Raw genomic sequence first — 12,909 nt, 5'->3', positions numbered from 1 at the left:
TGGCCGAGGGCCGGGCCGTCGTCGAGTCCGGCGGGGCGGCCCGCCCCGCACGTCCCGAGGACGACCCGCCCCGTCGCGGTCCGCAGCGTCAGAAAGTGGACAGCGCGCTGACCGTCATCTGCTGCACCCGGGCGTTCGCGCACGCCTCGAAGCTCGACCCCGAGGCGGGCACGAAGATCGACTCGAGCGAGCCGGGCGGGGAGACGCGGAAACCGTCCGTCGCCTGCGGTCGGCACTCGGACGCGTCGGAGTTCCCCGTCTGCGCGATCTGCACGATCGTCTGCACCTCGCCACCGGGGGCGAGGGTGTGGGTCTCGTGCGAGGACGACCGGTCGAGCGTGGCCGAGGCACCGATCTGGGTGCCGTTCCCGTCGCCGACGAACGAGACGCCCGGCCAGCCCTGCAGGGTGCAGGACCGCTGGCCGCTGTTCGTCAGGATGAGCGCGACGCCGTGGCTGCCGGCCGCGCCCCCGCCTCCGTCGGCGATCTCGGCGGTGAGCTCGCCCACCGTGCCCCGCGAGGCCGCGGCCCCGGGGGCACCGCCGCCCAGGTCGCCACCGCCTCCGGACGCCCCGTCGGGGCCCGGCGTCGCCGTGGCGGCAGCGGTCGGCGTGGGCGTCCCGGTCGACGGCGAGGCCGAGACGGTCACGGTAGGGGCCGCCGTCGTCTCGGAGCCGCCCGACGACGAGCAGCCCGAGACGACGACGGCGAGGGACGCCACGACGATCGCGGCGGGGGCGAGGGCACGGAACGAGCTGTTCATGCTTCTACCGAATCACGATCAACACCCTTTTTGCACAGTCTGCAAAACTCTCTGCGAACCGCGTTGTCAAGCCCCCCGCCGTCGGGATGCGCGGGGGGCGGTCCCTGCCTAGGCTCCATCGCACCAGGCCAGCATCGTCGATCGCGTGACGGGGGTTTCTTCGAGCCGTCCCCGTGACGGCATCTCTCCCGCCGATGCGAGGCCTCCATGCTGTCCGCCGTCACCCACGCGCTCGCCCGCCCGCTGATCCGGACCTGGCTCACCGCGAGCCCCCACTCGTGGGAACGCCACGTCGTCGCGACCGACTCCCCCCACCTGCACGCGCCGGGCACCGACCCCGACCGCGTGCTGCTGGTGGGTGACGGAGTGGCCACGGGCCGCGGCGTCCGGACGCACGAGCTCGGCCTCCCCGGTCATCTCGCCCGCAGCCTGACGGCGCTGACCGGGCGGGCGACGGACGTCGACATCGTCGTCGACGGTCGGATGACCGTCCGGCAGGGCCCGGCGGCCGTCGCCGAGATCGACCTCGCGCGCTTCGACGCCATCGTGTTGTCGTTCGGCGCGAACGAAGCCCTGTCGCTGATCGACGTCGCGACCTGGGCCGACGACCTGTCGGCCCTGCTGACGGACGTGGCGAGCCGTGCTCCCGTGGCGACCACCACCTACGTGCTCGGCATCCCGTCCTTCACCGTGAACCCGCACTTCCCGTCGCGACTCGGTCGGCTCGTCGACCGGAACTCGGTCCGCCTCAACGACGTGATGCGGCGGGTCGTGGCCCGCCCTCCCCCGATGGTCTTCGTGCCCGAGGCCGAGGGCCACGCCTTCGAGGCCGAGAGCGCTCCCGTCTACGCCCGGTGGGCCGCCCCGATCGCCCTGCACATCAGCGACGGGCTCGACCCGGCCCGCCCGGCGGCCGAGGACACCGTGCAGGCGGACGAGAAGGCACGCCTCCGCTCACTCGACCGACTCGAGCGACTCCGCGGAACCGACGACGACCCCGAACTCGACCAGCTCACCGACCGGGCCCGACAGCTCTTCGGCACGACCCTCGCGGCGGTCACCCTGATCGGCCGCGACACCCAGGAGATGAGGTCGGTGTCGGGGACGGACGCCCTGTCCGTGCCCCGTTCCGAGTCGTTCTGCGACACGACCATCCGCCGCACCGGCCACCTGGTGATCGAGGACGCCAGCCTGGACTCGCGCTACGCCGACTACTCGGTCGTCGCAGGCGAACCCGGCATCCGGTTCTACGCCGGCTACCCCCTCGAGGCCCCGGACGGTCAGCGCGTCGGCGCGCTGTGCGTCATGGACACGGAGGCGCGGCGCTTCTCGACCGAGGACGCCACGGCCCTGAGGGCGCTCGCCCTCGCGGTGCAGCGGCACCTCTTCCGGCACGAGCCGGACGGCGGCTGAGTTCCCGCCCGGTCGGGACCGGGGGGACGACGAAGGGCCCGACATCCGCGGATGTCGGGCCCTCCGGGGTGCCGACCGGGGTCGGCGGGACGATCAGCTCTGGCCGAGGTCGTCCTTGGCCTTCTCGGTCTCGAGACGCTCTTCGCTCATGTGCTGGTCCTTGTGGCCCTGCTTCGTGAGCTCTTCGTCGTCCGTGCGCTTGCCGACGGCCTCTTCGGCCTTGCCGGCGGCCTTCTGGACGAAATCTTTTGCCTTGTCGCCAACGGACATGACGTACCTCCTGGTTGTGGGGTCGACCGGACTGACCCGGTACCCCCGTGACGGTAGGCCGGGTGTCCGCCCACCGCCGGGGTTCACAGGCTGTTCCAGGCTCGTACCCGCCCCGGTACCGGACCGATCGGTCTCGACCCGGCCCACCCCGTCCCCTAGGATCATCGCCGAGGGGGCACCATGGCCCGACACGCACCAGGGGCGGGCGACGACGACGACGTCACGCCCGGTCACGAACTCTTCGCGCCCCGCGCGTCCGACACGGGCGACGACCCCGCGGCGGACCACGCGCCCGACGGCACCGGACCCCGGCTCGTCGCATGGTCGCACCGCGGCGTCGCAGGCACGGCCGGTGCCGCGGCCGCGTCGTCGGCCGACCCGGCGAGCGCGACCGACGACGACCAGGACGACGAACCCGCACCCCGGTCCGGCCGCCGCCGCCTCGCGATCGTCGGAGGCGTCGTCGCTGCCGCGGCCCTCGTCTCCGTCGTCGTGAGCGCAGTCCTCTTCACGAGCGACTCGGCCCCGCTCGCGGCCGGTGCCTCGACGGAGTCCGCGCGCCCGACCACGGTCGCCCGCACCTCGACGCCCACCCCGAGCGCGACCCCCCCGCCGACGCCGACCACCCCCGCGACACCCTCGCCCCGGGCGGCCACCCCTCCGCCGCAGGACGCCGCCGTGCCGGCGCCCTTCATCACCCCGGTCGCGGCCGGCACGGTCGTCGCCGAGGGCGACCTCGCCTCCCCCAAGGGCAGCATCCACCTGCACTACCGCGTGGTGGCCGGGGGCGACGACACCTACGCGACCGAGCTCACGAACGCCACTTCGAGCCTGCCCGTCCCGGTGGGGATCGCGTTCTACCAGGTCGCCCCGTCCGTCGGCGACGGCGTCACGTACGGCGGCGACGGGAGTGTCGAGCTCGGAGCGTCCGTCACGACCCCGACGGCGGCCTCGGGAAGCTTCGGCTCGATCAGCCAGCCATCGTACCTCTCGGCGCTCGTCGTCCACTCGACCAGCACCTCCTCGGACGTCCCCGTCGAGATCTCGGCCGGCAAGGTGCTCGCGGTCTCGTCGGTCGCCTGGTCGGTGCCGCCGCGGCAGACGAACATCGTCCCGGTCGACTCCGGTGCGGTGGCCTTCGCCTCGGGGACGCTCGAGGCGACCACGGCGTCCGGGGCCCCCAAGCGGTACACCGTCGCACCCGACGACCTCATCGACGTCGTCGCCCAGCGCTTCGGCATCTCGGTCTCGGCGCTCCTCTACATGAACCAGGGCCTCCAGGTCATCGACGACGCGCAGCACCTTTTCGAGGGCACGACGCTCGTCCTCGACCCCGACAGCGTCTGACCCGACCGGTCGAGGTGTCACGACGTGCCGCTCACCTCCGGAGCCGCGCGGCACGTCGTGACATCTCGGCACCCGAACGGCTGCAGGCCTAGGGTCGAAACGGTGCCCCACCTCACCGTGCTCGTCCGTCACGCCGCGTGGTGGGTGCAGGACTACGCCTACGCCGCCGTCTGGCAGGTGCGCGCCGTCATGAGTCCGCGCGACCCCGACCGCTACCTGGGCGGCACCGGTCGGCCCGTGCTCGTGATCCCCGGCGTGTGGGAGACCTGGTCCTTCCTGCGGCCGATGATCGAACGCCTCCACGCCGAGGGCCATCCCGTGCACGTGCTGGACGACCTCCGCTGGAACAGCCGTCCGGTCGAGGCCACCGCGCGCGACGTCGCCGCGTACCTGCTCGCCCACGGACTCACCGCCGTCGGGATCGGCGCCCACAGCAAGGGGGGCCTGACCGGCAAGTACGTCATGGCGCTGCTCGACGAGACCCGCCGGGTGCGCTCGATGGTCGCCGTCTGCTCGCCGTTCTCGGGGTCGCGCTACGCCACCTGGCTGGTGCTGCCCGCCCTCCGCGCCTTCTCGCCCCGTGACGCGACGACGATGCTGCTCGCCCGGGACGAGTCGGTCAACGGCCGCATCACCTCGGTCTTCGGCGAGTTCGACCCGCACATCCCCGAGGGCAGCGAGCTGCCCGGCGCCATCAACGTCCGCCTCCAGACGGGCGGGCACTTCCGGGTGTTGGCCCACCCCCGCACGATCGCGACCGTGCTCGCCGCCGCCGCCGGGCCCGCCTGACGGCCCGTCCCACCTGACGGCCGACCCCGCCTGACGGCCGGACCCGCCGAGCAGGTCAGGCCGGCGTGAGCAGCTCGCGCTCGAGCACGTCGGCCACGGCCAGCACCTTGTAGCCCTCGCTCTCGAAGAACACCGTCATGCGGTCGGCGTCCGTGCTCATCACGGTGCCCTCGCCCCAGGTCGCGTGCACGACGCGGGCGTCGGCCGCGAACGCGGGAGGCGCGGTGTCGGTGGCGTCGTCCTGCCCACCTTCGCGCGCCTCCTCGGGGTCACCGGCCCTCTCGGCGGCCCGGCAGCCGTCACAGTTGCCGCACCGCTCGGGCGATTCCTCACCGAAGTAGCCGAGCAGGAAGTGCCGCCGGCAGCCGGGAGCCTCGGCGAAGGTGCGCATCATCTCGATGCGCGAGCGCTCGACCCGGTCGCGCGTCTCGGCGACCCCACGCGCCGCCTCGGCCGCGCTCCGGGCGTCGAACCCGTCGACCGGCTCGAACCCCTTCGTCGACTCGGACAGCGCGCCACCCTCGAGCAGCAGGTCGATGAGACGCGAGACCGTCCGCGCCCCGAGGGCCAGCTGGTCCGCCACCTCCGACCGGCGGACCGGCCGGCCCGCCGCCGAGAGCGCGGTGAAGACGCCACGCAAGTCGGCCCGCCCGGGCAGCCCCGAGGCGAAGAACGTCCTCAGCGAGAGGTCCGCGGGCCGGTGGTGCAGGGTCGCCGTGGCGGGGTCGCCGTCGCGACCGGCCCGACCGTTCTCCTGGTGGTACGAGTCGGGCGAGTCGGGCACGTCGGCGTGCACGACGAACCGGACGTCGGGTTTGTCGATGCCCATGCCGAACGCGCTCGTCGCCACGACCACGTCGACCTCGCCCGCGTGGAACCGCTCGTGCAGCTCTCCCCGCTCGGCCGACCGCTGGCCGCCGTGGTAGCCGACGACGGTGCGGTCGGGGCAGCGCTCGGCGATCGCCGCGGCGTAGTGCTCGGTCGCCTTGCGGGTGGCGACGTAGACGATGCCCGGCGTCGTGGAGGCGGCCACCTGCTCGACCACGGCGCGGGCCTTCTCGTCGTCGTCCTCGTGCCGCACGACCTCGAGGGAGAGGTTGGGGCGGTCGAAGCCGTGGCTCAGGACGAGCGGGTCGTCGAGGCGCAGTCGCTCGACGATCTCGTCGCGCACCGGGCCCGACCCGGTCGCGGTCCGCGCCAGCACGGTCGGGCCGCCGAGGCGCTCGACGACCTCGCCGAGGGGCAGGTAGGCGGGCCGGGAGCCGTGGCCCCACGACGACACGCAGTGCGCCTCGTCGACGACGACGAGGGCGACCCCGGCCTCGCGCAGGCGGTCGACGGTCTCGTCCCGCGCGAGCTGCTCGGGGGCGAGGAAGACGGAGGGGACTTCGCCGGCGGCGAGACGGCTCCAGCCCTCCTCGTTCGCGGCGTCGGTGTGGCCCGAGTTGAGGGCGACGGCCGGCGGCGCGTCGGGGCGACCCACGAGCCCGGGGACCTGGTCCGCCTGCAACGCGATGGGGGGCGAGACGACGACCGTCGGCCCGTCGGGCACGGCGCCGGCCCCCTGGTAGATCGCCGACTTCCCGAAGCCGGTGGGCATCACCGCGAGGGTGTCCCGTCCGGCGACCACCGCCTCGAGGGCCTCGAGCTGGGCGGGGTGCAGGTCGCTCCAACCGAAGAGGTCGGCGGCGGCACGGGTGATGTCGTCGGTGCGGTCGGTGCGGTTCGTGCGGCTGCGTGCGGGGCGCTTCGTGGTGCTCATGTGGTCCTCGTTCCGGTGGGGCAGAGGTCCATCCCAGGCACGTGCGGAGCGACACGCGCAGGCCTGCCAGCCGATGCCCGGCCCTCGCGTACCCCACCCGCCGCGGGACGGGCATGGTACCCCTCGCCGCTCGATGCGAGTCGTCGGTCACGACGGGAGGCGCGGGTCCAGCCGTCGCGGACCCCCGGGGCGTAGCGTCCCGTCCATGAGCGACGAGAAGCAGACCGAACCCGTCATGGACGGCGCCACCGAGGCCACCGACCACGAGAAGCTGAGCGGCCTGATCGAACAGGTCGAGGCCGACCACGGCGACGAAGGTGCGGCCTCGATGGCCGACCACCTCCGCGACCGCATGGACGAGACCGCCCAGGCCGACGAGAGCCCGGCCGACGCCGAGGAGTGAGCCCCCGGGCTCCACCGCGAGGTGGAGCCCCCGGGTCTCGGTCGTGACCTAGCGTCGAGGGATGTTCTCCAACGGCTTCTCCCTCGTCGGTGTCCTCTACCCCGTCTTCTTCGTGGTGATGTTCGCCCTGGCCGTCACGCTGGGCGTGCTCCTCATCCGCACCCTGCTCTGGGTGATCCGGGCCTTGACGGTCTACACACGCGAGCGCGAGCTGCGCATCGACCTGTTGCTCGCCGGCGACGACGATCCGGCTGCGCCCACCCCTCCAGCGCCCTCCGGCGGACCATCGGGGCCCGTCGTCTGACGTCGAGGAGGCGCGGGTGACGTCGACGCCTTCACATCCTGCCTCGAACTGGTTACAGTCATCGCAGGCCCAGACCCCGCCGACCCTGCCCTGCGCCGTCGTCCGAGCGACCGACGACCCCCGCCGTGGCCCTGGGGGCTCGGCGACCTGAATCCGCCGGGCTCCCACCCGGCAGAGCTCTCCACGTGGTCGCTCGCGGCGGCCGGTGAGACGGTCAGACGCGCTGCTGCCGGGGCACGACGACCCGCTCGAAGACGACCACTCCGGCCGTCGCGATCGGGATGGCGACGAGGGCACCCAGGACGCCGCCCAGCGCCCCTCCGCCGAACGCGGCCACGATGACGAGGGCCCCCGGCACCGCGACGGCCTTCGACATCACCCGCGGGGTCAGCACGTAGGCCTCGACCTGGGCGTAGACGAGCAGCACGATGCCGACGACGACCGCGGTGACCGGTGAGACGGTGATCGTGGCGGCGATGATGATCACGTAGGCCACGACGGTGCCGACCACGGGGATCAACGCTCCCAGGAAGGCGAGGGTCGCGAAGAGCACCGGGACCGGTCCGCCGGCGATCGTCAGCACGACGAAGACGAACACGGCGTTGACGGCGGCGGGCGCCACCTGCCCGGCGACGTAGCGGCCGACCGACAGGAAGATCTCGTCCGAGATGCTCATGACGTTCTCGCGGTGGCTGCGCGGCACGGCACGGCTGAGCGAGCGCAGCATCTGGGGCAGCGTGATCGCGAAGTAGAGGGTGAGGATCGCGACCACGATCACGGCGGTGATGGCGTTGGTGATGCCCTGGCCGACGGCGAGCAGTCCGCCGCCGAGGGCGAGCAGCTGGTCGGGGTCGAGCAGGTACGAGGTGACGGCCCCGACGGCGTCGTCGACGTCGACGTCGAACCCGACGGTCTCGACGGCCTGCTGCACCCACGGTTGGCGCGACAGGTCCTGCAGGGCGCCGGGTGCGGTCTGCACGACGTGCCCGATCTGCTCGATCAGCGCGGGCACCACGGCCGCGACGATGCCCACGACGATCCCGACGACCAGCACGACGGCGACGATCACGCCGACCCACCGCGGGGCACCGGCGCTCGCGAGGCGTCGGACGACCGGCTCGAAGGCGAGGGCGAGGAAGAACGCCAGCCCGATGTAGACGAGGATCGTCGACAACGCCATCAGGGCGACGATGATCCCGACGCCGAGCCCGCCACCGAGGGTCGCGATGAGCCCGAACCGGAACGCCCCGGGGCGCTGCATCGGGCTGGGCGGGGTGTCGGTCGGCGCGGCGGTGCCGGCCGATCGACGCACGAGACGGGCGCGGGGTGACGAGGGCATCCGACCATCCTTACGCGTCGGGCGCGCCGAGGGCCGACACCGCCGAGGAGGCGCGGGTGCAGACAGAGGGCTACACGACAGCTGGCAAGGTCGTCAACCCGTCACCGGACCCCCCGGACGGGGCGCAGGCTGAGGGAGACGGCAACGCGTCGCCAGAACACCGAGGAGGCTCCATGTACTTCCACGCACAGACCTGGATCAACGAGATCGCCGACGGCGAGCCCGACCCCGCCGCCGCCAACGCCCTGCAAGAAGGGCTCGGCGGTCAGTTCGGCGAGATGCGCACCATGATGCAGTACCTCTTCCAGGCCATGAACTTCCGGGGCCCGTCGGCCAAGCCCTACCGCGACCTCATCCAGGGTGTCGGCACGGAGGAGATCAGCCACGTCGAGCTGATCGGCACGACCATCTCGCGTCTGCTCGACGGCAGCCCCGAGTACACCGGCAAGCTGACCGACCCGCTCGACACCCCCGGTGCCGGCGGAGCGACCCCGCTGAACATCGCGCTCGACACGGGCAACATCCACCACTACCTCGTCGGTGCCCAGGGTGCGCTGCCGGTCGACTCGGTCGGCAACCCGTGGAGCGGCAGCTACGTCTACAACTCGGGCAACCTGCCGCTCGACCTGCTCTACAACGTCATGCTCGAGTCGACCGGCCGTCTGCAGAAGTGCCGCATCTACGAGATGACCGACAACGCGGTCGCCCGCAGCACCCTCGCCTACCTGATCGTCCGTGACCAGGCACACGAGAACGCCTACGCCAAGGCGCTCGAGTCGCTCGGGGTGAACTGGAACAAGCTGCTGCCGATCCCGAAGACGAACGCCGAGAAGTTCCCCGAGGTGAAGAAGCTGCTCGACCTCGGTCTGCAGAGCAAGCAGTACAGCTTCGACCTCGACGGCAAGAGCGAGGCGAGCAAGATCTTCCGCGGCCCGTCGCCGTCGAACGACGGCACCGAGCTGACCGCCACCGAGCAGGCCCCGCAGGGCGTGCCGTCGACGATCAGCCCCGAGCGCCTCGAGGAGTTCTCGCCCGGCCTCGACGCCGACCTGCTCGAGCTGATCCAGGCGACGGCCGACCTCGAGCTGCAGGAGATCGAGTCGTACTACGGTCCCACCGCGAGCTGACCCGACCCGTCACACGGGAAGGCCCCCTGCACGTTCTCCTTCGACTGCTGGGCGCTGTCCTTCACGTCGCCCGCGGCGCTCGAGGCGTCGTTCTTCACGGTCGAGGCGGCGTCCTGCGCCGTGCCCTTGACCGACGCGAACGCCTCCTGAGCCGGTTCCTTCAGGTTCGACGCCACGTCCTGCGCCGCACCCTTGACCGAGTCGAGCGCCGGGCCCGCCGCGTCCTTGGCGTCGGAGACGAGCTCCTTCTCCTTGTCCGTGGCGGGGATCAGCGACGACACGAGCCAGCCCGCGCCGAAGGCGATGAGGCCGACGGCGAGCGGGTTGCCCTTCGCCTTCCGCACGGCCGCCGACGAGGCGTCCGAGACGCTGCCCGCGGCGTCGTGGCCGGCACCCTGGGTGGTCGAGGCCGCGTCGTACGCCGCGCCCATGACGGACTCCTTGACGCCCGAGAAGCGGCTCTTGACCTTCTCGGTCTGACGGTGGGCGATGCTCGACGGGTTCACCTTGTCGGCGAGGGCGTCGACGTCGTAGCTGAGGCCGGCGCGCGTGCGCTCGATCTCGGCGCGGATCTCGTCGGGCGTCCGGCTGCTGCCGTTCTGGTCGGTGGTGCTCATGCGGTGCCTCCAGGCGTCACGGTCTCGGGGATCTTCTTGAGGGAGTCGACCGTCTTCGGTGCCCCCTTGATGCTCTTCAGTTCTTTCTTCCCGCGCAGGAACAGCACGAGGGCGACGATCGCGTAGACGACCGCGATGATCAGGGACGACCAGCCGAGGCCGATCAGCACGCCCAGGCCCCACATGGCGGCCAGCGAGACGAACAGCAGGGCGAAGAGGGCCGTGAGCCCGGCTCCGCCGAACATGCCCGCGCCCTTGCCGGCCTTCTTGGCCGACTCCGTCAGCTCGGCCTTGGCCAGCTCGACCTCCTGGCGGAAGAGCGTCGAGATGTCGCCGGTCACGCCGGTGAGCAGGTCGCCGAGCGACGTCGTCGCGGCCTTCTCCTCGGGGGCGGGCGACGTCGACACCGGCTCGAGGAACGGGTCGCTCCCGCGCGCGTCCCCGAGGTGCCGGGCCACGTGGTGGGCACGCTGGTGTCCGGCGTCTGCTTCCCGAAGCCGGGAACGTCGCCCTCGGTGACGACGTCGTACTCGCCCGCCACGGGGCCGACGTCACCGACGAGACGGCTCGGCACGGGATCGGACGCAGGAGGCGCGGGCTGGCTCGCCGCGCCTCCTGCCGTCTCGGTCGTGGCAGCGTGCTCGTCCTTCGCCTCGGCCGTCAGCGACTTCACGACGCGTCCGGCGAGCAGGCCCGAGATTGCGGCGATGGCGATGAAGGTGCCGGGCTTGCGGGCCGCGTACGACTTCACGTCGTCGAGCAGGCTGCCCGGGTCGCGACCTTCGAGCCAGCCGGCGCCGCCGTGGGGGCGACCGGACAGGGGGCGGACGAGCTCGCCCGCGACGCCGCTGTCGGCCGAGGCGGCCATCGAGCCGAGCTGCTCGCCGACCGGACGGGGGCCCGCCGCAGCTTTCTCCTGCTGGGCGCCGGCCTGCTCCTTGAGCTCAACGGTCGCCGGGCCGAAGAGCTGCTTCGCCTGGCCGGTGGCCTCGGAGGCGACCTTCGAGGCCTGCTCCTTGGCGCTGCCGGCGACGTCGGAGGCCGCGGACTTCGCGTCGTCGGCGACGCCTGCCGCCTCGTCCTTCGCGGCGCCGGCCTTGGCCTTCGCGGTGTCGGCGGCGCCGGATCCGGCATCGGGTCCGGTGTGGTCGTGCGCGGGGTGCTCCACGACGACCGGGGCACCGGTGGCGCTGAAGTCGCTGGCGGTGGCGTCGGGGTCCGTGATGTCGGCGTACGCGCCGACCTGGTCACCCAGATCGGTCACGGCGTCGTCGCGGCGCAGGTGGTCGTGGCCGGACGCGACACCGGGCTGCGGCTGCCCTCCGGTGGTGCGGTCGTAGACCGGGGTGGACGGGACTCCGTCGTAGCGCTTGTCGTCGCTCATGTCGTGCCTCTCGGATCGTCGGCGACCGCCTGGTGACGGTCGGGATCGGGGTCGGACCTGTCACTCTGTCCCCCTGTCGGGGGACGGTGGCCGGAGATTCCGAGAACGGCTCAGGGGGTTGACATCCGCGGCCTGCCGTCGAACGCGCGGACGGGACGCGAAGCCCGTCCCGACCGACGGCCGACGGGGCCCACCGGGCGGATCTGCCCCAGGCCACGCGGCGTACGGTCCACGAGGACCGGCTCGTGACCCTGACGTCGCGTGTCCGTTCCTCCCGACCCCACCTCACAAGGAGAACACCACGGCAGGACGCGACACCGTCATCCGCAGCATGCACGACCTCGGCATGGCCGCCTGGTTCGGAGGCAGCCTGATGGGCGCCGTCGGCCTCAACGGCGCCGCGGCCGGCGCGAAGGACCCCGTCGAACGCCTGACCCTGTCGTCGCTCGGCTGGGCCAATTGGGCCCCGTTGCAGGTCACCGCGATCGTCGTGCACGGCATCGGCGGCGCCGGACTGATCGTCTCGAACAAGGGCCGCCTCGCGACCCAGAAGGAGGGGCGGGCCAACACGGGCGTCAAGCTCGCGCTGACCGTCGCGGCCGCCGGCACCACCGTGTGGTCCGCCCTCGCCGGCGCCCGCATGGCGAAGCACGCGTCCGAGGGCGCCGAGGGCACGACCGAGCCCGGGGCGGACTCGTCGAAGGCGCTGGCGAGCGCCCAGCGCCAGCAGAAGGTCCTGCAGTGGGTGACGCCCGTGCTGACGGGTGTTCTCGTCGTCCTCGGCGCCCAGCAGGGCGAGCAGCAGCGACCCCTCGCCGGTCTGCTGAACCGTCGCTGACCGACCTCGTCGGCAAGACACGACATGCCGCTCACGGACGAACGTGAGCGGCATGTCGTGACTTCTCGGGGCCGGAGCCCGGGTGGCTAGCTGTCCTTGCCGTCCGAGACCTCGCTGTCGTCGCTCTCCTCGGAGTCGTCGACGAGACCCTGCTTCGACCCGTCGGCCAGGTCTTCCGTGTACTTCTTGTCGTCCTCGGTGATGTCGGTCGAGCCGTCGGGGATGCCGTTGTCGTTGGTCATGCCCGCACGCTACTCCGAGCCCGCCGCCCGGGGTGTCAATGGAACTGGGGAACGATCATCCAGAGCCCGAAGAGCACGGCAGCCGTCCCCACGGCGAAGCACAGCCCGCCGCCGACCGTGGCCGTCAGTGGTCTCGACCGCGACGGGTGCGTGTTCGACGCGACGGCACGGGACCCGCCGTCGGACTCCACGGCGCCGTCGGCGAACAGACGGATGCCCAGCGCGAACGAGGTCACGATGACGGCGGTCACGGCGAGCGCGGGCACGAAAACGACCACGAAGGCGCCCCAGTCGATTCCCAAGAACATGGT

Annotated in this window: 16 protein-coding genes; 7 read left to right on the top strand and 9 right to left on the bottom strand. The window is 72.4% G+C overall.

Annotated features, from left to right (window positions below):
- Positions 1-88: 88 nt before the first annotated feature.
- Positions 89-763 (bottom strand): DUF4232 domain-containing protein, encoded by a 675-nt coding sequence (locus AEQ27_RS08615; protein ID WP_054146276.1) that lies wholly within the window; start codon positions 761-763, stop codon positions 89-91.
- Between the two features lie 207 nt (positions 764-970).
- Here AEQ27_RS08615 and AEQ27_RS08610 point away from each other — a divergent pair, with 207 nt between their 5' ends.
- Positions 971-2,176, top strand: a complete 1,206-nt coding sequence (locus AEQ27_RS08610; protein ID WP_054146275.1) for a GAF domain-containing protein — start codon at positions 971-973, stop codon at positions 2,174-2,176.
- A gap of 93 nt (positions 2,177-2,269) precedes the next feature.
- Here the strand turns inward: AEQ27_RS08610 and AEQ27_RS17180 are convergent, their stop codons facing one another.
- A complete protein-coding gene (locus tag AEQ27_RS17180; RefSeq protein WP_123518567.1) occupies positions 2,270-2,446 on the bottom strand; it encodes a CsbD family protein in 177 nt (58 codons plus the stop codon).
- 180 nt (positions 2,447-2,626) lie between these two features.
- On the opposite strand from AEQ27_RS17180, the gene AEQ27_RS08605 reads away from it, so the two are divergent.
- Both AEQ27_RS08605 and AEQ27_RS08600 read left to right on the top strand, forming a co-directional pair.
- Entirely contained in the window at positions 2,627-3,793 is a 1,167-nt protein-coding gene (locus AEQ27_RS08605) for a LysM domain-containing protein (protein WP_054146274.1), read from the top strand.
- A gap of 102 nt (positions 3,794-3,895) precedes the next feature.
- Positions 3,896-4,582, top strand: coding sequence for a triacylglycerol lipase (locus AEQ27_RS08600; RefSeq protein ID WP_054146273.1), 687 nt, complete (start codon positions 3,896-3,898; stop codon positions 4,580-4,582).
- 55 nt (positions 4,583-4,637) lie between these two features.
- Here AEQ27_RS08600 and AEQ27_RS08595 read toward each other — a convergent pair whose 3' ends face one another.
- Positions 4,638-6,344 carry an ATP-dependent DNA helicase RecQ gene (locus tag AEQ27_RS08595; protein ID WP_054146272.1) on the bottom strand — a complete coding sequence of 569 codons (1,707 nt, stop codon included), beginning with the start codon at positions 6,342-6,344 and terminating at the stop codon, positions 4,638-4,640.
- A 205-nt stretch (positions 6,345-6,549) separates the two neighbouring features.
- Between AEQ27_RS08595 and AEQ27_RS08590 the strand changes: the two genes are divergently transcribed.
- Together AEQ27_RS08590 and AEQ27_RS08585 are read left to right on the top strand one after the other, a co-directional pair.
- Positions 6,550-6,747 carry a hypothetical protein gene (locus AEQ27_RS08590; RefSeq protein WP_054146271.1) on the top strand — a complete coding sequence of 66 codons (198 nt, stop codon included), beginning with the start codon at positions 6,550-6,552 and terminating at the stop codon, positions 6,745-6,747.
- A gap of 61 nt (positions 6,748-6,808) precedes the next feature.
- Positions 6,809-7,051 (top strand): hypothetical protein, encoded by a 243-nt coding sequence (locus AEQ27_RS08585; RefSeq protein WP_054146270.1) that lies wholly within the window; start codon positions 6,809-6,811, stop codon positions 7,049-7,051.
- A gap of 214 nt (positions 7,052-7,265) precedes the next feature.
- Here AEQ27_RS08585 and AEQ27_RS08580 read toward each other — a convergent pair whose 3' ends face one another.
- Entirely contained in the window at positions 7,266-8,390 is a 1,125-nt protein-coding gene (locus AEQ27_RS08580) for an AI-2E family transporter (RefSeq protein ID WP_054146269.1), read from the bottom strand.
- A gap of 173 nt (positions 8,391-8,563) precedes the next feature.
- On the opposite strand from AEQ27_RS08580, the gene AEQ27_RS08575 reads away from it, so the two are divergent.
- Positions 8,564-9,517: a manganese catalase family protein gene (locus tag AEQ27_RS08575; protein WP_054146268.1), complete on the top strand. Its 954-nt coding sequence runs from the start codon at positions 8,564-8,566 to the stop codon at positions 9,515-9,517.
- Here AEQ27_RS08575 and AEQ27_RS08570 read toward each other — a convergent pair.
- Genes AEQ27_RS08570 through AEQ27_RS08560 form a run of 3 tightly spaced genes read right to left on the bottom strand, consistent with a single transcriptional unit; the run spans position 9,496 to position 11,518 of the window.
- Positions 9,496-10,134 (bottom strand): DUF3618 domain-containing protein, encoded by a 639-nt coding sequence (locus AEQ27_RS08570; protein ID WP_054146267.1) that lies wholly within the window; start codon positions 10,132-10,134, stop codon positions 9,496-9,498. The two genes, AEQ27_RS08575 and AEQ27_RS08570, sit on opposite strands and share 22 nt — an antisense overlap.
- Positions 10,131-10,541: a phage holin family protein gene (locus AEQ27_RS08565; RefSeq protein WP_054146266.1), complete on the bottom strand. Its 411-nt coding sequence runs from the start codon at positions 10,539-10,541 to the stop codon at positions 10,131-10,133. Before AEQ27_RS08565 ends, AEQ27_RS08570 begins: the two co-directional genes overlap by 4 nt.
- Complete coding sequence (locus tag AEQ27_RS08560; RefSeq protein ID WP_054146265.1) at positions 10,472-11,518, bottom strand: hypothetical protein; 1,047 nt, start codon at positions 11,516-11,518, stop codon at positions 10,472-10,474. The genes AEQ27_RS08565 and AEQ27_RS08560 overlap by 70 nt, the downstream gene beginning before the upstream one ends.
- Positions 11,519-11,849: 331 nt before the next feature.
- On the opposite strand from AEQ27_RS08560, the gene AEQ27_RS08555 reads away from it, so the two are divergent.
- On the top strand, positions 11,850-12,356 hold the full coding sequence (locus tag AEQ27_RS08555; protein ID WP_054146264.1) for a hypothetical protein: 507 nt from the start codon (positions 11,850-11,852) through the stop codon (positions 12,354-12,356).
- An 86-nt stretch (positions 12,357-12,442) separates the two neighbouring features.
- On the opposite strand, the gene AEQ27_RS17765 is transcribed toward AEQ27_RS08555, so the two are convergent.
- Positions 12,443-12,598, bottom strand: coding sequence for a hypothetical protein (locus AEQ27_RS17765; protein ID WP_157485592.1), 156 nt, complete (start codon positions 12,596-12,598; stop codon positions 12,443-12,445).
- A gap of 35 nt (positions 12,599-12,633) precedes the next feature.
- A complete protein-coding gene (locus AEQ27_RS08550) occupies positions 12,634-12,906 on the bottom strand; it encodes a hypothetical protein (protein ID WP_054146263.1) in 273 nt (90 codons plus the stop codon).
- Between the last annotated feature and the right edge of the window lie 3 nt (positions 12,907-12,909).

Source organism: Frigoribacterium sp. RIT-PI-h (genome assembly GCF_001297205.1).
Taxonomy (GTDB): Bacteria; Actinomycetota; Actinomycetes; order Actinomycetales; family Microbacteriaceae; genus Frigoribacterium.
The sequence above is the reverse complement of the archived record's forward strand: the minus strand, read 5'-3'. Positions and strand labels throughout refer to the sequence as shown.